Here is a 23,180-nt window from a genome sequence, read left to right as displayed (position 1 = left end):
CGCAAGGCGCTAGTGGCGCACGGTGCCGGGCACGTCGAAGCGCACGCTGCGGTCGATCACCGTCGCGCCCAGCGTGCCCTGCAGGGCCAGCACGTAGTGGCCGGCGGGCAGCGGCTTGCCGTCGAAGTCCAGCGTGACGTGGCGATCGGCGCCGGGCAGCACTGCGTCCTGCGGCAGCCGGCCGTAGGCGATCAGTCCAGCGGGCGGCTTGAAGTCCTTGTCCAGCTGCGCCGGCGTGACGGCGTTTGCGCTCGGATGGGCCTGCTGCTGCCACAGCGCGAACTGGCCGCGCATGCGCGTGGTCGCGTTGCCGCTGTTGTGCAGGGTGAACGTGGCGGCACGGGCGTCGGTACGCAGCGATACCACTTCGCCGTTCTCCTGCACCGGTCCGACGTGTGCGTAGATCGCCGCGCCCAGCTTGAAGTAGGCGCGCAGCGTGGTGGGCTTGGCCTGGTCGTCGGGCGACGGTTGTTCGGTGAAGAACACCATGGCGCGATGCTCGCCGGGCTCCAGCTTCACCGCGGGACGAATCGCATAGCGCACCACCTGCGACTGCCCTGGCTCGACCGTGAACGAGGTCGGGTTGATCTCCACCCACGGCGCCAGCGATTGCTCGGTGGCCGGCGCCACGCCCACGCGGCCGTCGATGTCCATCGTCCAGTTCTGCACGCTGACCACCACGTGCATGGGCAGCTTGGCCTGGTTGCTCAGGCGGAAGGACTGCGTCTGCGCGGGCGCGTCCAGCGAGATGTCGGCGATCTGCGGCGACAGCGCCACCTGCGGAAAGGCAGATGCACTGAAGGCGAGCGCAAGGGCGAGGGCGGCGGCGCGGCGGAACGGAATCATGGCGACGTCATCGAAACCTGGTTGATGGTGAGGCTGTAATTGCCGGCGCCGTCCGCATCGAAGCTGGACGTGAGGAAGTTGAACGTCACGTCGACCCGCCAGACTTCACACAGGATGTAGCCGGGCTTGACTCCCGAGCACAGGTAGGTTCCCTCGTCGGCGTACTGCAATGCGTAGCTGGCATCCATGCTGGTGTTGCCGTTGAGCCTGGCGACCACGGTGCCCGAAGGTGGTGGCGCGTTGATGCCGGCCGGCTGGCTCTGCACCGTCGTGGTGAAGTCCGAGGCTCCCGCGCACGTCGTGCTGGTCGCGAAGTAGGCGATCCCCTGAACGGCTTGCTGCCCCACGGTCGGAGCGACCAGGGCCAGCGGGATGCCGTCGATCCCGGCATCGGCCGCCAGCGACAGCGGTCCGCCGGGCGTGGCCTGGACGGCCCGCGTGCCGTGAGCGATGCCCGGGCCACCGGCCACGACGTCCGTCGGGCGGATGCCGGGGAAAAGTGCCGTGTTGTTGGCCGGCGGGTTGAAGCTCAGCTGGCCGGTGGCGTCGAAGTAGACCGCACAACCGGCTGCCGCCGGCGCCGCCATCAGGCGCGGCGCACTGGCGGCCCGGTTCTGCGATAGCGAGGCCGGTCCGACTACGCGGCCGCGCGAAAGCGCAGCCGCGTGCAGTGATGCCCCGATCAGCAGCAGCGGTACCAGCCACGGCATGGCCGCGGTCCGTGCCTTCCCCTTCATGACCTGCGCGCTGCGGGAGCGATCAGGTGGAGGTGGCGGTGATGTAGATGTTGCCGCCGGAGTAGGTGTCCGCCGTCTTCGCGTTGCTCAGGTCCATGGTCATGGTGACGTTGCCGTAGACCGGAGTGGCGAAGCCGGTGCCGCCGTTTGGCACGGTGGACGTGGTGCCCGGGTTGCTCAGGCCGATGGTCGAGCTGGTGTCGGTACCGGCGGTCAGCGTGGCCGTGGTGCCGCTGCTGGTTGCGCCCAAGCCGATGGCCACGGTGGTCTTGCTGCTCTTGGCGAGAATCGAACGCACCGACCAGACATTGCTGAGTGTCAGGCTGACATTGGTCAGACCAGCGGCGCTGGTGTTCAGTGAGGCATCGCCCGTCAGAGCCGTGCCCGATGCGCTGGCGGTGATGGCCTTGCTGGCGCTGAGGTTGGTCGAGGTACCGGCCAGTGTGGTCAACGCAGCCGAATTCACGGTCAGGTCGATCTGCTGGTAGTAGTCGAGCACCAGCACCGGCTGCAGGGCTACCGTGAACTTGGTCTGGCCGGTGGCCGTGGCGGCGCTCGCCTGGCCGGCCGGCAGTGCGGAACCCAGGGCCGCGGCGAGCACGGCGGCGAGCACGATCTTCTTCTGGAACATGAAATTCCCCCTTGTTGGATCGAGAAGTACAACAAATGTTCAAACCAGGAACGGCGTATCTGTTTCTGCTTCGTGCGTGGCTGGCAGCAAACGACGTGCCAAACGATCGGATCTTCCCTGCCGTCGTCACGAAAGTATGGATAAACAAGGGCATGCGACCATCCGTGAGTCGACTTTTGCTCCTGCACAAGACTCTGATTGCGCCACAGAGCGTCACAAATTGCAAACCAGATCACATTTCTACCCTCAAGTTTTCCGGGTGCGAGCCGACATCTGCCGCCTTGTAAAGTGTCCTTGACATGACGCCACTGGCTACGTACTCTCCTTGTCAAGGGTGCTTTACATAACGGCGGGGAACGGGGGGTGACCATGGGGCAGGGAGTGAACAGCTGCAGGCAGGGCGGGGCGTTGGGTCCGGACCGGGCGCAACGGGTCGGCGGGGGCGCGCGATGAAGCGCCTGACCGAGCGCCAGTACCAGCGCCATGTCAGCGTGACGATGCTGGTCTACGTGGCGTCGATGGTGCTGGTTTGGCCGCTGGCGCGTACCACGTCCGGGCTGGGGCTGAAGATCGCGCTGGCCGCGGTTCCCGCACTGCCGATGCTCTACGTGATCGCCCTGATGGCCCGCAAGGTGGCGCAGAGCGACGAGTTCGAGCAGCGCATCCACCTGGTCGCGCTGGGTGTGGCCAGCGCCGTGCTGGCGGCGCTCAGCCTGACCGGCGGCCTGCTGGCAGCGGCCGGCGCCGTGCCGCTGGACGGCAGCATCCTGATCTGGGTGTTCCCGGTGATGATGGTGACCTACAGCCTCACGCGCTGGTGGGTGATCACCCGCCGCTACGGCGGCAGCACCGAATGCGAGCAGGCGTCGGTGTGGTCGCTGCCGCTGCGCCTGTTGCTGGTGGCGGCGCTGATGGGCGTGGTGCTGCTGGCCGCCTGGTGGCGCGGGCGGCTGGATGATCTGAGCCTTGGTCTGCTCGCCGGACTCGGCAGCTCCTCGCTGCTTTTGGCCGTCATCGAGTCGGTGCGCCGCTGGCGGCGCGTCCGTCGTGAACGCGCCGGCGCACCCGGGACGCCGCAGCCATGATGCGCCCCATCCACCGCCGCTACCTGCGCGAGTTCTTCACCGCGATGGGCGCCTACGTGGTGCTGATCGTGCTCTACGGCGCACTGGCGCCGCGGCTGCCGACCAGCTCCTGGCGCTTCGTGCTGGCGATCGCCCCGCTGTTGCCGGTGACCGGCGTGATCCGCGCCGTGGTGCGGCTGATCCGTGACGAGGACGAGCTGGAGCGCCGCATCGATCTGGAAGCGTTTGCCATCGCCGCCATGGTCACCGGGTTCGGCTTCTTCAGTTACGGCCTGTTGCTGAGTGTGGGCGCGTTCCCCGCGCCGCCGGCATTCCTGGTCGCGATCCTGGTGATGCCGGGCCTGTTCGGCAGCTACGGCCTCGCCAGGTGGGCGGTGTCGCGGCGGTACGCCCGTACATGAATAACCGCGTGCGCGACCTGCGCGGAGAGCAGGGCTGGTCGCAGGCGGATCTGGCCGAGCGGCTGGATGTGTCGCGCCAGACCATCAACGCCATCGAGACGGGCAAGTACGACCCTAGCCTGCCGCTGGCCTTCAAGATCGCCCGGCTGTTCGGGCAGTCGATCGAATCCATTTTTGACCCGGGGAGCAGCACGTGAGCATGAAACCCAAGGCAGGACGCATGGGCGTGGCGGTCGCGATTGCGGTCGCGATCCTTGCAGCCAACCATGTCACTCATCGACGCAAGGCCGCAGACACACCTGCTGCTGCATCGCCAGCCGCCACCGCCGCACCAGTCAAGCCGGCGCGGCCGGCCACCTGGAAACTCGGCACGCTCACGCTCACCGCGTGCGAGCTGGGCCAGCCCAACAGCGGGCAGACCACCGCCGCGTGGTGCGCACCGTTCGAGGTGCCGGAGAACCGCGACGATCCGGCCAGTCGCAAGATCAGCCTGCGCCTGGCCGTGGTGCGCTCGAATGCGGAAGTGGCGGCCAGGGACATGCTGGTGTTCCTCGCCGGCGGTCCCGGCCAGGCGGCCACCGAGAACGCGGGGCCGGCGATCGCCGCGCTCGATCCGCTGCTCGCGCACCGCAACCTGCTGCTGCTGGACCAGCGCGGCACCGGCGGCTCGCATCCGCTCAGCTGCAAGAACGAGGAAAAGCCGGCCACCCCCGACGACGATGCCGAGGGCGATCCGGACAAGCTCAAGGCCGAGATCACCCGCTGCTTGGCGCAGGTGGAAAAGAACGCCGATCCGCGTTTCTACACCACCACCATCGCCGCCCAGGACCTGGAGGACGTGCGCAAGGCGCTGGGCGCGCCGAGCTTCGATCTGGTCGGCGTCTCGTACGGAACGCGCATGGCCCAGCAGTACCTGATGCGCTATCCCGACGCCGTGCGTTCGGTGGTGCTCGATGGCGTGGTGCCGAACTCGCTGGTGCTGGGCGAGGACTTCGCGCAGAACCTCGACGATGCACTCAAGGCGCAGTTCGCCCGCTGCACCGCCGACGCCGAATGTCACAAGCGCTTCGGCGACCCGTACCAGACGCTGTACCAGCTGCGCGACGCGCTGCGCGCCAACCCGCACACGGTGAGCTTCCGCGACCCGCAGAGCTACCAGACCGTGCAGCGCCGGTTGAGCGAGTTCTCGCTGGCCAGCGTGGTGCGCATGTTCGCCTACTCGCCGGTTACCGCGGCGCTGCTGCCGCTGTCGATCGACGCGGCCGCGCACGGCGACGTCGGCCCGCTGCTCGGCCAGGCCAAGCTGCTCTCGGGCGACCTGGCCGACACCATGAATGGCGGCATGCAGTCCTCGGTGATCTGCAGCGAGGACGCCGACCTGTTCACCCCGCGCCCGCAGGACGAGCACACGATCCTTGGCACGCGCATGATCGATGCGCTCACCACGGTCTGCAGCGTGTGGCCGCACGGCACGCGGCCGAAGGATTTCCACGATCCGCTGAAGACCGACAAGCCGGTGCTGCTGCTGTCCGGCCAGTACGACCCGGTGACCCCGCCGCGCTACGGCGAGGAGGTGCTCAAGGGGCTGGGCAATGCGCGCCACCTCGTCGCCACCGGCCAGGGCCACAACGTGATCGGCGCCGGCTGCATGCCGAAGATCGTCAAGCATTTCGTCGAAGACCTGCAGCCGAAGACGCTCGACGCGAGCTGCCTGGAGCGCCTGCAGCCCACCCCGATGTTCATTGATTTCAATGGAGCGACGCCGTGAACAAGCAGCAAACCCTTCTTGCCGCAGTGCTCTGGGCGGCGGCCATCCTCGCCGCGGCCTTGCTCGGTACCCCCGCGTTCTTTTCGCAGATCCTGCTTCCGCTGTTGGCGGCCACATCGCTGCTGCCGCGAACCGGTTCGTGCCTGACCAGGAGCTCCACGCCATGATCGAGGTGAAGGATCTGCACAAGGCCTTCGGCACGGTGAAGGCCGTCGAAGGCGTCACGTTCACCGCCCGCGACGGCCAGATCACCGGACTGCTCGGCCCCAACGGGGCCGGCAAGACCACCACGCTGCGCATGCTCTACACGCTAATGAAGCCGGATCGTGGCCAGGTGCTGGTGGATGGCATCGACGCGGCGGCCGACCCGCTGGCGGTGCGCCGCCGGCTGGGCGTGTTGCCGGACGCGCGCGGCCTGTACAAGCGGCTCACCGCGCGCGAGAACATCGACTACTTCGCGCGCCTGCAGGGTCTGCCGGAGGACGAGCTGCGCCTGCGACGCGAGGCCCTGATCGGTGCGCTGGACATGGCCGACATCGCCGATCGCCGGACCGAGGGCTTCTCGCAGGGACAGCGGGTGAAGACCGCGATCGCCCGCGCGCTGATCCACGATCCGCGCAACGTGATCCTGGACGAACCGACTAACGGCCTCGACGTGATGGCTACCCGCGCGCTGCGCGAGTTCATGCACAACCTGAAGGCGGAGGGCCGCTGCGTGCTGTTCTCCAGCCACATCATGCAGGAGGTCGGTGCGCTGTGTGACCGCATCGTAGTGATCGCCCGCGGCCGCGTGGTGGCCGACGCCACGCCGGACGAGCTGCGCGCGCAGACCGGCGAGAGCAACCTGGAGGAAGCCTTCGTGAAACTGATCGGCAGCGAGGAGGGCCTCGCCGCATGAGTACCTTGAACAACCCCCTGCGCCGCACGCGCGCCGTGCTCACCGTGTTCCTCAAGGAGGTGCGCGAGAACCTGCGCGACCGCCGCACGCTCACCAGCGCCTTCCTCACCGGCCCGCTGCTGACCCCGCTGATGTTCGTGATGCTGATCAACTTCACCATCAACCGCGAACTGGACAAGGCCGAGCAGCCGCTGAAGGTGCCGGTGATCGGCGCCGAATACGCGCCGAACCTGGTCGATGCGCTCAAGGCCGGCGGCGTACTGCCGCAGCCGGCGATCGCCGATCCGGAAGCGGCGGTACGCAATCAGGAGGTCGACCTCGCCCTGCGCATCCGCGCCGATTACCCCAAGGCCTGGCGCAGGGGCGAGCCGGTGCAGGTGGAGTTGATCTACGACTCCTCCCAGCGCGACGCCAGCACGCCGGTGGAACGGGTGACCAAGCTGATCGAAGGCTATGCACGTGTGCAGGGCGCGATGCGGCTGGTGGCGCGCGGCCTGTCGCCGGCCACCGCCAGTCCGGTGGTGGTGGCCAAGCGCGACCAGGCCACCGCCCAGTCGCGGGCGGTGCTGATGTTCAACATCCTGCCATACCTGTTCGTGCTCACCTTGTTCATCGGCGGCATGTACCTGGCGATCGACCTCACCGCCGGCGAGCGCGAGCGCCAATCGCTGGAGCCGCTATTCGCCAATCCGGTGCCGCGCTGGAAGATCTTCCTCGGCAAGCTGGCGGCGATCTGCGCGTTCTCCACCGCCAGCCTGGTGATCTGCCTGGTCGGCTTCGGCATCGTCGGGCGCTTCGTGCCAGCCGAGAAGCTGGGCATGGAGCTGCACCTGGGGCCGTCGTTCGCGCTGCACGTGCTGCTGCTGCAGTTGCCGATGATCGTGCTGCTCGGTTCGCTGCAGTCGATGGTGGCGGCGTTCGCCAAGAGCTACCGCGAGGCGCAGACCTATGTGTCGCTGCTGATGATGCTGCCGATCCTGCCCAGCGTGGCGTTGATGGTGATGCCGATCAAGCCGCAGGACTGGATGTACGCGGTGCCGCTGCTCGGCCAGCACCTGGGCATCCTCGACCTGGTGCGCGGTACCGGCGTGAGCCCGCTGCATCTGGCCTGGTGCCTGGGCGGCAGCGCGCTGGCGGCGATCGTCGCGGCGGGCGTCACCATGCAGCTGTACCGCTCCGAGCGGCTGGCGATCTCCGGTTGATGGCGTGCGAGGGCGGCGCACCGGCGTCGCCCTCGCTTACCATGGGGTTTTCATTCCACGGAGAACCGCCATGCGCCATCGCCTGCTTCCGCTGTGCCTGCTGCTCGCCCTGGGCAGCGCCACCTTGAGTGGATGCTCGTCCGCGCATGACGACCAGGCGCCGGCAAACGCCGAGACGGCCGCGAAGCCCGCTGCCGCTGCCACCGCCGCGACGCCAGCCGCCGACAGCGCCGTGCAGCAGCACCTGGCCGACTACGCCAAGGTCAAGCTCACCGCCGACCTGTCCGGCCTCGATGCCGACCAGAAGAAGATGCTCGGCCTGCTGATCGATGCGGCCGACGTCACCAACGCGATCTACTGGCAGCAGTCCTGGGGCGACAAGGCCGCGCTGATGGCCAAGATCAGCGATCCAGACGTACGCGCCTTCGCCGAGCTGAACTACGGCCCGTGGGACCGCCTCGACAACGACCAGCCATTCGTCCCCGGCATCGGCCCGCGTCCGGCCGGCGCGCAGTTCTACCCGGCGGACATGAGCAAGGCCGAGTTCGAGCAGGCCGAACTCAAGGACAAGGCCTCGCTCTACACCCTGCTGCGCCGCGATGACGCCGGCAAGCTCACCACCGTGCCCTACCATGTCGCCTACAAGACCGAGCTGGACAAGGCCGCCGGCCTGCTGCGCGAGGCGGCGAAACTGGCCAGGGACAAGGGCTTTGCCCACTACCTCACGATGCGTGCCGATGCCCTGCAAAGCGACGACTACCAGCCCAGCGACCTCGCCTGGATGGACATGAAGAGCAACCCGATCGACATCGTGATCGGCCCGATCGAGACCTACGAAGACCAGCTGTTCGGCTACAAGGCCAGCTACGAGAGCTACGTGCTGGTGAAGGACCAGGCCTGGAGCAAGCGCCTGGCGCGCTTCGCCAAGTACCTGCCGGAGCTGCAGCGCGAGCTGCCGGTCGACGCGAAATACAAGGCCGAAACGCCGGGGTCGGACGCCGACCTCAACGCCTACTTCGCCGTGTACTACGCCGGCGACGCCAACGTCGGCGCCAAGACCATCGCGATCAACCTGCCCAACGACGAGCAGGTGCAGCTGAAGAAGGGCACTCGCCGGCTGCAGCTGGAGAACGTGATGCAGGCGAAGTTCGACACCATCATGCTGCCGATCGCCAAGCAGCTGATCGCCGAGGATCAACAGAAACATCTCACGTTCGACGCGTTCTTCCAGAACACCATGTTCCACGAAGTGGCCCACGGCTTGGGGATCAAGAACACACTCGATGGCAAGGGCACCGTGCGCGAGGCGCTGAAGGACCAGGCCTCCAGCTTCGAGGAAGGCAAGGCCGACGTGCTCGGCCTGTACATGGTCGCCAAGCTGGCCGACAAGGGCGAGCTGGACAAGGCCAGGCTGATGGACAACTACGTCACCTTCCTCGCCGGCATCCTGCGCTCGGTGCGCTTCGGCGCCAGCGACGCGCACGCCAGGGCCAACATGGTGCGCTTCAACTTCTTCCAGCAGCAGGGTGCGTTCTCGCGCGATCCGGCCACCGGCCGCTACCGCGTCGACTTCGACAAGATGACCGCCGCGATGAATGCGCTGTCGGCCAAGCTGCTCACCATCCAGGGCGACGGCGACTACGCGGCGGCCAAGGCGCTCACCGATTCGATGGGCAACGTCGACGCCACGCTCGCCGGCGACCTGAAGAAGCTCGATGCCGCGCACATCCCGGTGGACATCACGTTCGAGCAGGGCAAGGACGTGCTTGGACTGTGACAGCGAGAAGTGAGTGAAGAGGAGTGAGGAGTGAGAGAAAGGCGGAATCACGTTGATCGGATGCGTGCCTGCTCTTCATGCACGGTACGGTAGACCAAGCATGGGGCGTCGAAGAGTGACCATGTGAGCAGGAGCTCATGCTCTCTCTCACTTCTCGCTCCTCTCCACTCACTCCTCGCTCCCGGTCACTCACTCCTCGCTCAGAGCCCAACCCGCCACCGCCTCCGCATGCTCCAGATGCAAATGGTGTCCGCCGGCCATGTGCGTGACGCGGATATCGCGCACGCACCTCGCACGCCGTTGCATCGGTTCGCTCGGCAGGTAGGCGGTGGCCGGTTCGGCCAGCAGCAGGCGCGTCGGCGCCTCGATGCCGGCGAGCAGGGCGTGGATCTGGCTTTCGGCCAGCCGCAGCGGGGTGGGGCGGTTGATGCGCGGGTCGCTGCGCCATTGCCAGCCGCTGTCGGCTTCACGCAGCGCGCGTTCGATGATCGGTCGTGCCTGATTCGCCGGCAGGCCGCTGGCCAGGGTGCGAGCGCTGATCGCCTGCTCGATGCTGGCGAAGCTGCGCAGGCGCTTGCCGGCCGGCTCATGGGTGAGCGCGTCGCGGAAGCGCTGCAGCGTCTGCGTGCCGTCGTCGCCGAGCAGGCCGAGGCCTTCGATCAGCAGCAGGCGTTCGATGCGTTCGGGCCGGGCGGCGGCCACCATCGAGGCGATGCCGGCGCCCAGCGAGTGGCCAAGCAGCACGTAGCGCTCGAGGCGTAGCGCGTCGGCGGCGCCGAGCACCGCGCGCACGTAGTCCGGCCAGTGGTAGCTGGCGCCCTCACCCAGATGATCGGAGTGGCCGTGGCCGGGCAGGTCCAGCGCGATCACTCGATACTGCGCAGCCAGCCGCGGCGCCAGCCGTGCGAAGCTGGCGGCGTTGTCCAGCCAGCCGTGCAGGGCGAGCAGCGGTGGCGCGTCGTCGTCGCCCCAGGTGAGTGCGGCCAGCCGCAGGGTGGGCAGATCGATGCGAAGTTCGCGCGGTTCGCTCATGCGTTCAACCGGTGCGCCCGTGCATGGCGTCGGCGCGCGCCTTGGCGGCGAGCTGGCGGGCGCGCGCGGCCTCGGCGTCGTAGTCGGGCGCGAACTCCGGCCAGCCCTGCGTGTGGCGCAGTACCAGGTCGGCCATCGCCTTCACCTGGTCGGGCGAGTCGTTGAGCGCGGGGATGTAGCGCAGGTCGGTGCCGCCGGCTTCGAGGAAGAACTCGCGGTTCTGCATGGCGATTTCCTCCAGCGTCTCCAGGCAGTCCACGGCGAAGCCGGGCGAGACCACGTCGAGCCTGGCCACGCCGTCCTTGGCCAGCTGCTTCACCGTCTCGTCGGTGTACGGGTGCAGCCAGCGCTCGCGGCCCACGCGCGACTGGAAGCTGGTGAGGATTTGCCCCGCCTCCAGCCCCAGCCGCTCGCGCAGCAGGCGCGCGGTGGCGTGGCACTGGCAGAAGTACGGATCGCCCGCGCGCAGGTAGCGCTCGGGAATGCCGTGGAAGGACAGCAGCAGCTTGTCGCCGCGGCCGCGCTCGGCCCAGAACGCCTCGATGCTTTTGGCCAGCGCCTCGATGTGCGCCGGGTCGTCGTGGTAGTCGTTGATCAGGCGCAGCTCCGGCGGCCAGCGCAGCACTTTCAGCGTGTCGGCCACCGCATCGATCACCGAGCCGGTGGAGGTCGCGGAATATTGCGGATACAGCGGCAGCACCAGCAGCCGGCGCACGCCTTCGCGCTGCATCTTCTCGATCTGCCGGCGCACCGACGGCTCGCCGTAGCGCATCGCCAGTTCCACCTTGACCGGCCCCGGCCGGCGCGCCGAAATCTCCGCCTGCAGCGCCCGCAGCAACGCCTCGCTGCCGGTGCGTAGTGGCGAACCCTGCTCGGTCCAGATGCGCGCGTAGGCGTGGGCCGAGCGCCTGGGTCGGATGCGCAGGATCACCCCGTGCAGGATGATGTTCCACAGCCAGCGCGGCAGCTCGATGATGCGCGGGTCGCTCAGGAACTGGGCCAGGTAGGGCCGTACCTTCGCTGCGGTCGGCGCATCCGGTGTGCCGAGGTTCACCAGCAGTACGCCAGCCTTGGCGCTCTGGTCGTGGGCATACCCGGCCAGGCCGGTATAGTTGCTGCTCATGGGCGTCGGCGGCGGTCGTGACAAGGCCGCCCAGTCTGCCACAGGCCGCCGCGCCGACCTGATCGCACGCGATGTCGCACGATGCCCGTTTCCCCCTGATTTCGGAGCCTTCCATGTTCAAAGCATCCCTGCGTCGATGGTCGCTGCTTGCGTTGATTCTCCTGCTGCCGGCGATGGCCGCCCACGCCGAAGATCCGCCGCTGGTGCGCGCGCAGAACGCGGTGCGCGTGCTCAACGAAATCATGCAGGCGCCGGACAAGGCGATCCCGCAGGACCTGCTGCGCGACGCCAGGGCGATCGCGGTGATCCCGGACATGGTCAAGGCCGGCTTCATCTTCGGCGGTCGCCGCGGCGAGGGGCTGATCTCGGTGAAAAGCCCGGACGGCACCTGGTCCAACCCCAGCTTCATCACGATGACCGGCGGCAGCGTGGGCTTCCAGATCGGCGTGTCGTCCACCGACGTGGTGCTGGTGTTCCGCACCCAGCGCGGGGTGGATTCGATCGTCAACGGCAAGTTCACCCTCGGCGCCGATGCCTCGGCCGCGGCCGGCCCGGTGGGCCGTACGGCCAGCGCGGCGACCGACAGCCAGATGAAAGCGGAGATCTATTCTTATTCGCGCTCGCGCGGCCTGTTTGCCGGCGTGGCGCTGGACGGCTCGGCGCTGCGCATCGACTACGACGCCAACGCCTCGATCTACGGCGCCGGCATCACCCCGCGGCGCATTTTCGAGGGTGGCGTGAGCAACGTGCCGAGCCAGGTGGTCGATTTCCGCGACCGGCTGGAGGAGTACACTTCACGTTGATCCGGACGGCGCGGCGCGACAGGCGTGGCGCGCCATCCAATCCGGTTTTGCATTCGAGGACATCATGAGCATCTGGCATCTCATCATCCTGCTTATCGTGGTAGTGGTGATTTTCGGCACCGGCAAGCTGCGCAACATCGGCGGCGACCTCGGCGGGGCCATGCGCGACTTCAAGAAGGGTCTCAGCGGCGACGAAGAGGAAGCGGCCAAGCGCAAGCAGGCGGAGGAGCGGCTGCAGGCCGACCCGCCGAAAGCCCCCGACGCCGCCACGCAGAGTCAGCGCGACTCCAGCGACGCCAAGTAAGCACGTCGACGGCGTGCGGCCATGATCGAGATCAGCTTCGGCAAGCTGCTGCTGCTTGCCGTCATCGCGTTGATCGTGCTGGGACCGGAGAAGCTGCCCGTGGCGGCACGCACTGCCGGCACCCTGCTGCGCCGCCTGCGTTCCGGTTGGGACAGCGTGCGCGCGGAGGTGGAGCGCGAGCTGCAGGTGGAAGAGATCCGCAAGGCCGCGCGTGAGGCCGCCGCGCAGGCGGAGGCGGCGCAGGCCCATCTCAATTCTGTCCAGGCCCAACTCAACGAGGCGGCCCGCAAGGTCGACACGGCCGTGCGCGCGGATGTCTCCACGCTGGCCGGTGCGGATCCCGCCGCTCCGGGCCCGTCCGACGCCCCGGTCGATGCTGCCCCGTTCGACGAACTGATGGACGCCAGTCCTGCGGCCAATGCGCCGGCACCGGCGACTCCACCCGACGAGGTGCCGCGTGGCCAGTCCTGAGCCGTCGATCGATCTGCAGCAGGGCCTGTTCTCGCACCTGCTGGAGCTGCGCAGCCGCATCGTGCGCGCCGCCGTCACGGTGCTGCTGGTGCTGCTCGCGCTGGTGCCGATGGCGAACCGCCTGTACACCGAGCTGGCCGCGCCGCTGGTGGCGCGCCTGCCACAGGGCGCGCATCTGATCGCCACCGAGGTGGCCAGCCCGTTCGTGACCCCACTGAAACTGGCGTTCTACGCGGCGCTGTTCATCTCGATGCCGATGATCCTGTACCAGCTGTGGGCCTTCGTCAGCCCCGGCCTGTACAAGCATGAGAAGCGCCTGGCGCGGCCGCTGCTGGCCGCTGCGCTGGTGCTGTTCTACATGGGTTGCGCGTTCGCTTATTTCCTCGTGCTGCCGGCGGCGTTCCGCTTCCTCGCCGCGGTGACGCCGCAGGGCGTGGAGATGATGACCGACATCACCCACTACCTCGATTTCGTGATGCTGATGTTCTTCGCTTTCGGCCTGTGCTTCGAGGTGCCGGTGGCGGTGGTGATCCTGGCCGCGATCGGCCTGGTGAACCTGCAGAAGCTGCGCAGCGGGCGTCGTTACGCCATCGTCGGTGCGTTCACCGTGGCCGCCTTCATCACCCCGCCGGACATCACCTCGATGATCATGCTCGCGGTGCCGATGTGTCTGCTCTACGAGGTGGGGGTACTTGCGGTGGCGTGGCTGCTCAAGCCCACCGCGGACAACCCCGCCCGGTCCTGACCGCCCGGTGCATCCCCGCGCCACCGCCCTGATTGAACGGCTCGCGCTGGCACCGCACGTGGAAGGCGGCCACTTCCGCCGCATCCACACCGCCGCCGCGCCTCCGGGCGTGCGCCCGGCGCTGAGCGCGATCCACTTTCTGCTGGCCGCCGGCGAATGCAGTCGCTGGCATCGCGTGGATGCGGAAGAGGCCTGGCATTTCGTGGAGGGCGCCCCGTTGGAGCTGCTGGTCTACCACGCCGACACCGATCGGCTGGAGCGTCTCCGGCTGGGACCGCTGGGCGAGTCCGGTAGCGACGTGCTGCCGATGCGCGTGGTGCCCGCCGGGGCCTGGCAGTCGGCCCGGCCGCTCGGCGACTATGCGCTGTGCACCTGCCTGGTCGCGCCCGCGTTCGAATTCGCGGGCTTCACCCTGCTGGACGATGACGCGCTCGCCGCGCGCCTGCGCGAGCTGGCGCACGGCACGGGCGCGTGACCCCGTCTCTTCAGCGCTTGGCCGGCACCGCGGCCGGGGCGCGGTTCAGCGCCAGCCCCTTGAGCACGTTGAGCGCCTGCGACAGCGCGTAATCCTGGGTGGCGAGTTTGGCGTTTTCGGCGCTGCCGTCGTTGTTGATGTCCTTCGGCGCGTTGCCGTCCTCGTTGGCGAGGTGATGGCTGAGGTCGGCCTCGGAGGTGATCAGCTGCGGGCCGCTGTCGGCCTTGTTCACGGTGAGGTCGGCCAGCGCGATGTCCGGCTTGATGCCTTCGGCCTGGATCGAGGTGCCGCTGGGCGTGTAGTAGCGCGCCGTGGTGATCTTCACCGCGTGCTCGGCGTCCAGCGGCAGCACGGTCTGCACCACGCCCTTGCCGAACGTGCGCTTGCCGATGATCAGGGCGCGATGGTTGTCCTTCAGCGCACCGGAAACGATTTCCGCCGCCGACGCGGTGCCGTTGTCCACCAGCACCACCAGCGGCGCGCCGCCGAGCAGGTCGCCCGGATGCGCGCTGAAGTTCATGTTGGCATCGGCCAGCCGGCCTCGCGTGGTGACGATGGTGCCCGCGTCGAGCAGGTCGTCGCTCACCGCGACGGCGGCAGTGAGCAGGCCGCCAGGATTGGAGCGCAGGTCGAGCACCGCGCCCTTGGGCTGGCCGTGCTTGGTGATCAGCTCGCCTAGCTTCTTCTCCAGGTCCGGCGCGGTGTCTTCCTGGAACTGGCTGATGCGGATGTACGCGTAGCCGGGCTCGATTTCCCGCGTGCGCACGCTGGTGACGGAGATCTTTTCGCGTACCAGCGGCAGGTCGATCAGGTGGTCGCTCTTGTCGTGCACGATGGTGAGGGTGATCTTGCTGCCGGGCTCGCCGCGCAGGTCCTTGAACATCGCATCGATGTTCTCCTCGGTGACCGGCTTGCCGTCGATCTTGACGATGGTGTCGCCGGGCTTGATGCCTGCGCGCGCTGCCGGGGTGTCGTCGATCGGCGAGACGATGCGCAGCTGGCCGTCCTGCTCGATCACCTCGATGCCCAGGCCGCTGTAGGCGCCGGTGGTGTCCTCGGTGAGGGCGGCCAGGCCGTCCTTGTCCAGGTATTCGCTGTGCGGATCGAGTCCGGCCAGCATGCCGCTGATGGCGGCCTTCATCAGCGTCTTGTTGTCGACCTTTTCCACATAGGCCTGGCGCACCACCTCGAACACGCGGCTGAAGTTGCGGATGTCCTCCAGGTCCACCGGATCGGGCGCGCCGGCGACCGTGCCAGTGGCGACCGGCGCGGCGGTGCTCGACGGCGCGGCAGGCAGGTCCTGGCCACGGGCAAGCGGCGCGGCCAGCAAAAGGGCGATCAGGCCGCAGGTGGGGGATAGACGCATGGGGAAACTCCGGACGATCGAGGGGAGGCGCATGGCGCGTGGCGGCTTGGACCGCCGGTGGCAGCGGTAATTCCCGCCTTCGCTAGCCTGCGGTGCCGCGCGGGGCGGCGTCAACGATGGCTGGCCAGCCAGCTGCGCGGGTCCACCGGCTTGTTGCCGTGGCGCAGCTCGAAATAGGCGCCCGTATTGACCCCGGTCGGCGCCATCGCGGTGCCCACCGACTCGCCCGCCTCGACAGTGTCGCCGACCCGGTGCAGCAGCGCCTCGTTGTTGCCGTACATGCTCATCCAGCCGCCGCCGTGGTCGAGGATCACCAGCATGCCGTAACCGCGCAGGAAGTTGGCGAACACCACCCGGCCTTTCGCCACCGCATGCACTTCGCTGCCGCCCGGGGCCTTTATCAGCACGCCGTTGCCGTAGTTGTGCACCGCGCCCGCCGCCGGCCAGGGCAGATTGCCGCGGATATTGGCCAGCATCGGAGTCTTGCCGCCACCGGCGGGCGCGCGTCCGCCGTGCGTGCGTGCCGCTTCGCGCTCCGCCGCGCGGGCCGCCTGGTCGATCGCTGCCTGCAGCTTGGTCACCAGCGAGGTGAGTGCGGCCTCGTCGCGCTTGAGCGCGGCCAGCCGCGCTGCCTCGTCCTGGTAGGTGGCGTCGACCTGCTCGGCGAGTTTCTTCTGCTCCGCACGGCGCGCGGCCAGCGCCCTCGCCTGCTCGGCCTGCTGCGCGCGGGTGGCCTGCAGCGCCTGCTGCTCGGCGGTGATGGCGTTTTCGACGTCCTGCAATTTCGTGAGGTCGCCCATCAGCTGCTGCACGCGCTGCAGGCGGTCCTGCTGGAAGTATTTGGAGTAGGCGAGTGCGCGCGCGATGCGTGCCACGTCCTCGTCGCCGAGCAGCAGCCGCAGATCCGAGCCCTGGCCGAGCGCGTAGGTGGCGCGCAGCAGGTCGGCGATGGCGGCCTTCTGGCGGTCCAGCTTCGCCTGCAGCGTCGATCGTTGCTGCTGCAACTGTTCGAGGTCGTGCTGCTTGGCGGCGATCTGCGCCTCGGTGGCGCGCACGGCGCCGGCTGCGCTGGCGAGCGCCCGGGCGCGCCTGGCCAGCTCGGCATTCACGCGGTCGCGTTCGCTGGCGGTGGCTTCCTGCGCCTTGGCGAGCGCCTCCATGCGGCTGCGCACGTCGTCCAGCTTGTGCTCGGCGCGGGCTTTCTCGGCGGCGCTCTGGCCGCCGCGCCGCGCCTGGACGGACGGTGCGGCGAGGAGCATGAAGGTGCTGGCCAGGCACAGTGGGATGAGCAGGCGGAAGGCGGGAGGCGTGGGCATGGGGCGATTATCACTGAGCCTCGCGGCGACGGCGAGGCGGCGCCCCGGTCGCTTCCTCCGTCGTTGTTACGTTTTTCCGTTTAGACGCCCAAATGCCTTTGACGCGGCGCATCAAATGTGCGTACAGTCGGAGCGCACGTCTTGTCAATTGCCTGCAGCGCGTGCGCTGCAGGCGTTGGTGTCCCCAACGGTTTCATTGAGCGAGAGAGGGAGGCGACCTTGCACCAGCAGGTTACGCCGCGCATGTACGACGCGAGTTTCGAACACGACAGCTGCGGCTTCGGCCTGGTGTCGCAGGTGGACGGGCGCGCCAGCGCCTGGGTGGTGGATACCGCGTTCAGCGCGCTCGCCAAACTTTCTCACCGCGGCGGCGTCAATGCCGACGGCATCAGCGGCGACGGCTGCGGCGTGCTGCTGCATCGGCCGCAGCCGTGGCTGCGCGCGCTGGCGAAAGAAGCCGGCATCGCGCTGGGCGAGCGCTTCGCCGCCGGCGTGGTGTTCCTCGATCCGGCCGGTGGCGATGCGGCGGCGGTGCAGCTGGAGCGCCACCTGCGCGAAGAAGGCGTGGAACCCGCCGGCTGGCGCGAGGTGACGGTGAACGCCGAGGCCTGCGGTCCGCTGGCCGCGGCGGCGCAGCCGCGGGTGCGGCAGATCTTCGTCGAGCCCGCGCACGGCATGGATGAGGGAGCGTTCGAGCGCGCGCTGTTCCGCGCCCGCCGGCGCACCGAGCACGCGCTGCGCGAGGACGAACATTTCTACGTAATCACGCTGTCGGCCGAGGTGGTCGGCTACAAGGCGATGGCCGCGCCCGGTCGCCTGCGCGAGGTCTATCCGGACCTGCTGCACCCGGCGCTCTCCTCCGACGCGGTGGTGTTCCACCAGCGCTTCTCCACCAACACCATGCCGCAGTGGCGGCTGGCGCAGCCGTTCCGCCTGCTGGCACACAACGGCGAGATCAACACCATCCGCGCCAACCGGCGCTGGATGCAGTCGCGCGAGTCGATCATGCGCTCGCCGCTGCTGGACCTGTCCGACCTCGGCCCGCTGGTGCGCCAGACCGGCTCCGATTCGGAGAGCCTCGACAACGCGCTGGAGGTGCTGCTCGCCGGCGGGCTCGACCTGCTTGCCGCGATGCGCGTGCTGGTGCCGCCGGCGTTCGCCGCGCGCGAGGGCATCGACGAGGATCTGGCGGGTTTCTACGAGTACTACGCGCTGCACAGCGAGCCGTGGGACGGCCCGGCCGGGCTGGTGATGTGCGACGGCCGGTACGCCGCCTGCACGCTGGACCGCAACGGCCTGCGCCCGGCGCGCTGGGCGCTGTCGGCCGACAACCACCTGATCGTCGCCTCCGAGGCGGGCCTGTGGGACGTGCCCTCGTCGCAGGTCGTCGCCAAGGGCCGGCTGGCGCCGGGCGAGATGATCGCGGTCGACCTGAAGGCGCATCGCCTGCTGCGCGACACCGACATCGACGCCATCAACCGCGCGCGCGCGCCGTTCCACGACTGGCTGCGCGCGGGCGTGAGCTATCTCGAGTCGGACCTGATCGATCCCTCGCTGGCCGCCGAGCCGCTGCCGGCCGACGAGCTCCACCGCTACCAGAAGCTGTACGGCCTCACCCGCGAGGAGCGCGAGTCGGTGCTCAAGGTGCTGGCCGACCTGGAGGCCGAGGCCACCGGCTCGATGGGCGACGACACGCCGATCGCGGCGATGTCGCGCCAGGTGCGACCGTTGTTCGACCGCTTCCGGCAGGCCTTCGCGCAGGTCACCAACCCGCCGATCGATCCGCTGCGCGAGAAGCTGGTGATGTCACTGGTGACCCAGCTCGGCCCGGAAGGCAACGTGTTCGACTTCCGCCCGGAGAACGCGAAGCAGACGCTGATCAACTCGCCCATCCTGAGCCAGCGCAAGCTGCGCCAGCTGCTGGCGCTGCCGCAGTTCGCCGGCACGCCGCGCTTCGACCTGATGTACGCGCCGGAGGAAGGGCTGGAGCAGGCGCTGCGCCGGCTGTGTCGCGAGGTGGCGCAGAGCGTGCGCGACGGCCAGGTGCTGGTGTTCCTCAGCGACCGCTACCCCGAGCGCGGCAAGCTGCCGATCCACGCGCTGCTGGCCACCGGCGCGGTGCACGCGCACCTGATCGACGAGGGGCTGCGCTGCCAGTGCAACCTGATCGTGGAGACGGCCACCCCGCGCGACCCGCACCAGTTCGCCTGCCTGATCGGCTTCGGCGCCACCGCGATCTATCCGTGGCTGGCCTACCAGAGCCTGTTCGAGCTCGGTCGCCAGGGCCACATCGACGCCGACCGCGCCGAGGTGGGGCGCAGCTACCGCCGTGGCATCCGCAAGGGCCTGTTGAAGATCCTCTCCAAGATGGGCATCTCCACCATCGCCGGTTACCGCGGCGCGCAGCTGTTCGAGATCGTGGGGCTGGCGCCGGAAGTGGTGGAGCTGTGCTTCCCCGGCACGCCCTCGCGCATCGGCGGCGCCACGTTCGAGGATCTGGAGCACGATCAGCGCCTGCTCGCCGCCGAAGCCTGGGACGAGGCGCTGCCGCTGCGCGCCGGCGGCCTGTACAAGTACATGCACGGCGGCGAGTACCACATGTACAACCCCGACGTGATCGCCACGCTGCAGCAAGCGGTGCGCAGCGGCGAGGCGGCCGACTACCGCGCCTACGCCCACCACGTCGACCACCGCCCGCCGTCGGCGCTGCGCGACCTGCTCGGGCCGCAGCCTCTGGGGGCGGCGATCCCGCTGGACGAGGTCGAGCCGGTGGAGGCGATCCTCAAGCGCTTCGACTCGGCCGGCATGTCGCTGGGCGCGCTGTCACCCGAGGCACACGAGGCGCTGGCGATCGCGATGAACCGGCTCGGCGCGCGCTCCAACTCGGGCGAGGGCGGCGAGGACCCGGCGCGCTACGGCACCGAGAAGATGTCCAAGATCAAGCAGGTGGCGTCGGGCCGCTTCGGCGTCACGCCGCACTACCTGGTCAACGCCGAGGTGCTGCAGATCAAGATCGCGCAGGGCGCCAAGCCCGGCGAAGGCGGCCAGCTGCCCGGCCACAAGGTGGATGCGACCATCGCCCGGCTGCGCTACGCCAAGCCAGGCATCGGCCTGATCTCGCCGCCGCCGCATCACGACATCTACTCGATCGAGGATCTGGCCGAGCTGATTCACGACCTCAAGGAAGTGAACCCCACCGCGCTGGTCTCGGTGAAGCTGGTCTCGCACGCCGGCGTGGGCACCGTGGCGGCAGGCGTGGTGAAGGCCGGCGCCGATCTGATCACGGTAAGCGGCCACGACGGCGGCACCGGCGCCAGCCCGCTTACCTCCATCAAGTACGCCGGTACGCCGTGGGAACTAGGCCTGGCCGAGACGCAGCAGACGCTGCGCCGCAACGACCTGCGAGGCCGCGTGCGGCTGCAGACCGACGGCGGCCTGAAGACCGGGCTGGACGTGATCAAGGCGGCGATGCTGGGTGCGGAAAGTTTCGGTTTCGGCACCGGCCCGATGGTGGCGCTGGGCTGCAAGTACCTGCGCATCTGTCACCTCAACAACTGCGCCACCGGCGTGGCCACCCAGCATCCGGTGCTGCGCAAGGACCACTTCATCGGCCTGCCCGAGATGGTGATGAACTACTTCCGCTTCGTGGCGGACGACGTGCGCGCCCAGCTGGCGGAACTCGGCGTGCGTTCGATCGAGGAGATCGTCGGCCGCACCGACCTGCTGCGCCAGCTTGAAGGCACCACGCCCGTGCAGCACCGGCTCGATCTCTCGCCGCTGATCGACGGCCGTGGCCTGAGCGCCAGCGCCGATGCCACCTGCACGCTGGCGCGCAACCCGATGCGCGACCCCGCCGCGCTGGCCTCGCGGATCAGCGCCGACACCCGCGACGCCGTGCTCGGCAAGCGCGGCGGCCGCTTCGAATACGCCATCGCCAACACCGATCGCGCGATCGGCGCGCGGCTCTCCGGCGAGGTGGCCCGCGCGCACGGCGACCACGGCATGGACGAATCGCCGATCACGCTCGCGCTCACCGGTGCGGCCGGCCAGAGCCTGGGCGCCTGGAACGCCGGCGGCGTGCACATCGACCTGGTCGGCGAAGCCAACGACGGCGTCGGCAAGGGCATGGCGGGCGGACGGATCATCGTGCGTCCGCCGGCCGACTCGCCGTTCGCCAGCCAGGACGCCTCGATCATCGGTAACACCTGCCTGTACGGCGCCACCGACGGCGAGCTGTTCGCCGCCGGCCGCGCCGGCGAGCGCTTCGCGGTGCGCAACTCCGGCGCGTTGGCGGTGGTGGAAGGCGCCGGCGACCACTGCTGTGAGTACATGACCGGCGGCGTGGTCGCAGTGCTCGGCAAGGTCGGCCTCAACTTCGGCGCCGGCATGACCGGCGGCTTCGCCTACGTGCTCGACCTCGAGCGCGACTTCGTCGACTGCTACAACCACGAGCTGGTCGACATCCTGCGCATCTCGCCAGAGGGCATGGAGCATTACATGCAGCACCTGCGCAAACTGGTCACGCGCCATGTCGAATACACCAACAGCGACTGGGGCCGGCAGATCCTGCGCGAGTTCCGCGGCCTGCAGTACAAGTTCTGGCTGGTCAAGCCGAAGGCCGCGAGCCTGGCGGCGCTCGCCGAAGAGCTGCGGAGCGCAGCATGAAGCAGGAGCGGGGGCAGAGGAGTGAGGAGCGAGAGAAATCCGCACTCCACATGCTTTCTCTCACTTCTCACTCCTCTGCACTCACTTCCGGGTTCAAAGAATGACCGACAAGACCTTCCAGTTCCTCAACGTGCCGCGACAGCCGCCGCGCACCGTGCCGGTCAACGTGCGCGTGCTGGGCTACGGCGAGATTTCCGGCGACTTCGCCACCAAGGAGGCGGGCACCCAGGCCGAGCGCTGCATCGATTGCGGCAATCCGTACTGCGAGCACGCCTGCCCGGTGCACAACTACATCCCGAACTGGCTCAAGTTGGTGCAGGACGGCCGCATCATGGAAGCGGCCACGCTGATGCACGAGACCAACCCGCTGCCGGAAATCTGCGGCCGCATCTGTCCGCAGGATCGCCTGTGCGAAGGCGCCTGCACGCTGGAGCAGACCGCGTTCGGCGCGGTCACCATCGGCAGCATCGAGCGCTGGGTCACCGACGAGGCGCTGCGCCAGGGCTGGCGGCCGGACCTCTCGCACGTGACGGAAACCGGCAAGCGCGTGGCGATCATCGGCGCCGGCCCGGCCGGCCTGGCCTGTGCCGACCGCCTGCGCCGCGCCGGCATCGCCGCCGACGTCTACGACCGGCAGAGCGAGATCGGCGGCCTGCTGACCTTCGGCATTCCGCCGTTCAAGCTGGAGAAGGACGTGGTGCGCACGCGTCGCGCCGTGCTGGAGGAGATGGGCGTGCGCTTCCACCTCGAGAAGGAGGTGGGCCGCGACATCGAGTTCGGCCAGCTGCTGGACGACTACGACGCGGTGTTCGTCGGTACCGGCGCCTACACCTTCGTCGACGGCGAGCTGCCCGGCCGCGGCCTGCACGGCGTGCACGACGCGCTGCCGTTCCTGATCGCCAACACCGAGCGCCTGCTGCGCAATGAACCCTCGCCGATCGACCTCAACGGCAAGCGCGTGGTGGTGCTGGGTGGCGGTGACACCGGCATGGACTGCGTGCGCACCGCGGTGCGCCTGGGCGCCTCGGCGGTGAGCTGCGTCTACCGCCGCGATGAGGCCAGCATGCCGGGCTCCGCGCGCGAGGTGAAACACGCGCGCGAGGAAGGCGTGGAGTTCGTGTTCCAGCGCCAGCCGCTGGAGATCCTCGACGACGGCCACGGCCACGTGCGCGGCGTGCGGGTGATCGCAACCGAACTGGTGACCGACGGCCACGGCCGCCCGCGCCCGCAGAACGTGCCGGGCAGCGAGGCGGTGGTCGAGGCCGACGTGGTGATCCAGTCGTTCGGCTTCCTGCCCAGCCCGCCGAACTGGCTCAAGGCGCATGGCGTGCAACTGGATCGATCCGGCCGCGTGATCACCGGCGAACACGGCGCGCTGCCGCACCAGACCACCCATCGACAGATTTTCGCCGGCGGCGACAACGTGCGCGGCGCCGACCTGGTGGTGCGCGCGGTGTACGACGGCCGCGAGGCGGCCGGCTCGATCGTGCGCATGCTGGCCGAGCAGCCCGTGGCGGCCGCGGTCGCGTGAGCGC

The 23,180-nt window shown here is 68.8% G+C and carries 21 protein-coding genes and 1 pseudogene; 15 read left to right on the top strand and 7 right to left on the bottom strand.

The window, feature by feature from the left end:
- Positions 1-9: 9 nt before the first annotated feature.
- From ISP17_RS17960 to ISP17_RS17950, 3 genes are read right to left on the bottom strand one after another with little or no spacing between them, the layout of a single operon-like run.
- Positions 10-846, bottom strand: coding sequence for a fimbrial biogenesis chaperone (locus ISP17_RS17960; protein ID WP_404635635.1), 837 nt, complete (start codon positions 844-846; stop codon positions 10-12).
- Positions 843-1,556 carry a hypothetical protein gene (locus ISP17_RS17955; protein ID WP_404635633.1) on the bottom strand — a complete coding sequence of 238 codons (714 nt, stop codon included), beginning with the start codon at positions 1,554-1,556 and terminating at the stop codon, positions 843-845. The genes ISP17_RS17960 and ISP17_RS17955 overlap by 4 nt, the downstream gene beginning before the upstream one ends.
- Positions 1,557-1,605: 49 nt before the next feature.
- Positions 1,606-2,214 (bottom strand): hypothetical protein, encoded by a 609-nt coding sequence (locus ISP17_RS17950; RefSeq protein ID WP_404635631.1) that lies wholly within the window; start codon positions 2,212-2,214, stop codon positions 1,606-1,608.
- A gap of 449 nt (positions 2,215-2,663) precedes the next feature.
- Here ISP17_RS17950 and ISP17_RS17945 point away from each other — a divergent pair, with 449 nt between their 5' ends.
- From ISP17_RS17945 to ISP17_RS17910, 8 genes are all read left to right on the top strand, one after another.
- Complete coding sequence (locus ISP17_RS17945) at positions 2,664-3,299, top strand: hypothetical protein (RefSeq protein WP_404635629.1); 636 nt, start codon at positions 2,664-2,666, stop codon at positions 3,297-3,299.
- Positions 3,296-3,700: a hypothetical protein gene (locus ISP17_RS17940; RefSeq protein ID WP_404635627.1), complete on the top strand. Its 405-nt coding sequence runs from the start codon at positions 3,296-3,298 to the stop codon at positions 3,698-3,700. The genes ISP17_RS17945 and ISP17_RS17940 overlap by 4 nt, the downstream gene beginning before the upstream one ends.
- Entirely contained in the window at positions 3,697-3,897 is a 201-nt protein-coding gene (locus tag ISP17_RS17935) for a helix-turn-helix transcriptional regulator (RefSeq protein WP_404635625.1), read from the top strand. The genes ISP17_RS17940 and ISP17_RS17935 overlap by 4 nt, the downstream gene beginning before the upstream one ends.
- A gap of 2 nt (positions 3,898-3,899) precedes the next feature.
- Positions 3,900-5,468: an alpha/beta hydrolase gene (locus ISP17_RS17930; RefSeq protein WP_404636054.1), complete on the top strand. Its 1,569-nt coding sequence runs from the start codon at positions 3,900-3,902 to the stop codon at positions 5,466-5,468.
- Positions 5,465-5,635, top strand: a complete 171-nt coding sequence (locus ISP17_RS17925; protein WP_404635623.1) for a hypothetical protein — start codon at positions 5,465-5,467, stop codon at positions 5,633-5,635. Before ISP17_RS17930 ends, ISP17_RS17925 begins: the two co-directional genes overlap by 4 nt.
- Entirely contained in the window at positions 5,632-6,366 is a 735-nt protein-coding gene (locus tag ISP17_RS17920) for an ABC transporter ATP-binding protein (protein ID WP_404635621.1), read from the top strand. The genes ISP17_RS17925 and ISP17_RS17920 overlap by 4 nt, the downstream gene beginning before the upstream one ends.
- Positions 6,363-7,568, top strand: a complete 1,206-nt coding sequence (locus tag ISP17_RS17915) for an ABC transporter permease (RefSeq protein WP_404635619.1) — start codon at positions 6,363-6,365, stop codon at positions 7,566-7,568. The genes ISP17_RS17920 and ISP17_RS17915 overlap by 4 nt, the downstream gene beginning before the upstream one ends.
- Positions 7,569-7,638: 70 nt before the next feature.
- The gene (locus ISP17_RS17910) at positions 7,639-9,345 is read left to right on the top strand and encodes a dipeptidyl-peptidase 3 family protein (RefSeq protein WP_404635617.1); all 1,707 of its coding nucleotides are present in this window, start codon (positions 7,639-7,641) and stop codon (positions 9,343-9,345) included.
- 189 nt (positions 9,346-9,534) lie between these two features.
- Here the strand turns inward: ISP17_RS17910 and ISP17_RS17905 are convergent, their stop codons facing one another.
- Both ISP17_RS17905 and hemH read right to left on the bottom strand, forming a co-directional pair.
- The gene (locus ISP17_RS17905; protein WP_404635615.1) at positions 9,535-10,377 is read right to left on the bottom strand and encodes an alpha/beta fold hydrolase; all 843 of its coding nucleotides are present in this window, start codon (positions 10,375-10,377) and stop codon (positions 9,535-9,537) included.
- A 4-nt stretch (positions 10,378-10,381) separates the two neighbouring features.
- Positions 10,382-11,500 (bottom strand): ferrochelatase, encoded by a 1,119-nt coding sequence (hemH, locus tag ISP17_RS17900; protein ID WP_404635613.1) that lies wholly within the window; start codon positions 11,498-11,500, stop codon positions 10,382-10,384.
- 128 nt (positions 11,501-11,628) lie between these two features.
- On the opposite strand from hemH, the pseudogene ISP17_RS17895 reads away from it, so the two are divergent.
- The 5 genes and pseudogenes from ISP17_RS17895 to ISP17_RS17875 all read left to right on the top strand — a co-directional run.
- Positions 11,629-12,300 (top strand): annotated as a pseudogene (locus ISP17_RS17895) (lipid-binding SYLF domain-containing protein); the annotation flags it as partial.
- 67 nt (positions 12,301-12,367) lie between these two features.
- The gene (gene tatA, locus ISP17_RS17890; RefSeq protein WP_404635611.1) at positions 12,368-12,607 is read left to right on the top strand and encodes a twin-arginine translocase TatA/TatE family subunit; all 240 of its coding nucleotides are present in this window, start codon (positions 12,368-12,370) and stop codon (positions 12,605-12,607) included.
- Positions 12,608-12,628: 21 nt separating this feature from the next.
- On the top strand, positions 12,629-13,078 hold the full coding sequence (gene tatB / locus ISP17_RS17885; RefSeq protein ID WP_404635609.1) for a Sec-independent protein translocase protein TatB: 450 nt from the start codon (positions 12,629-12,631) through the stop codon (positions 13,076-13,078).
- Positions 13,065-13,823, top strand: coding sequence for a twin-arginine translocase subunit TatC (tatC, locus tag ISP17_RS17880; RefSeq protein WP_404635607.1), 759 nt, complete (start codon positions 13,065-13,067; stop codon positions 13,821-13,823). The genes tatB and tatC overlap by 14 nt, the downstream gene beginning before the upstream one ends.
- Before the next feature lie 7 nt (positions 13,824-13,830).
- A complete protein-coding gene (locus ISP17_RS17875; protein ID WP_404635605.1) occupies positions 13,831-14,298 on the top strand; it encodes a cupin domain-containing protein in 468 nt (155 codons plus the stop codon).
- A gap of 10 nt (positions 14,299-14,308) precedes the next feature.
- On the opposite strand, the gene ISP17_RS17870 is transcribed toward ISP17_RS17875, so the two are convergent.
- Together ISP17_RS17870 and ISP17_RS17865 are read right to left on the bottom strand one after the other, a co-directional pair.
- On the bottom strand, positions 14,309-15,664 hold the full coding sequence (locus ISP17_RS17870; protein WP_404635603.1) for a S41 family peptidase: 1,356 nt from the start codon (positions 15,662-15,664) through the stop codon (positions 14,309-14,311).
- A 110-nt stretch (positions 15,665-15,774) separates the two neighbouring features.
- Positions 15,775-16,980, bottom strand: a complete 1,206-nt coding sequence (locus tag ISP17_RS17865; RefSeq protein WP_404635601.1) for a murein hydrolase activator EnvC family protein — start codon at positions 16,978-16,980, stop codon at positions 15,775-15,777.
- Positions 16,981-17,223: 243 nt separating this feature from the next.
- On the opposite strand from ISP17_RS17865, the gene gltB reads away from it, so the two are divergent.
- Both gltB and ISP17_RS17855 read left to right on the top strand, forming a co-directional pair.
- Positions 17,224-21,645, top strand: coding sequence for a glutamate synthase large subunit (gltB, locus tag ISP17_RS17860; RefSeq protein ID WP_404636052.1), 4,422 nt, complete (start codon positions 17,224-17,226; stop codon positions 21,643-21,645).
- Between the two features lie 100 nt (positions 21,646-21,745).
- A complete protein-coding gene (locus ISP17_RS17855) occupies positions 21,746-23,176 on the top strand; it encodes an FAD-dependent oxidoreductase (RefSeq protein ID WP_404635599.1) in 1,431 nt (476 codons plus the stop codon).
- Positions 23,177-23,180 lie beyond the last annotated feature (4 nt).

The organism is Dyella ginsengisoli, from assembly GCF_044904665.1.
Classification (GTDB): Bacteria; Pseudomonadota; Gammaproteobacteria; order Xanthomonadales; family Rhodanobacteraceae; genus Dyella_A; species Dyella_A ginsengisoli.
The sequence above is the reverse complement of the archived record's forward strand: the minus strand, read 5'-3'. Positions and strand labels throughout refer to the sequence as shown.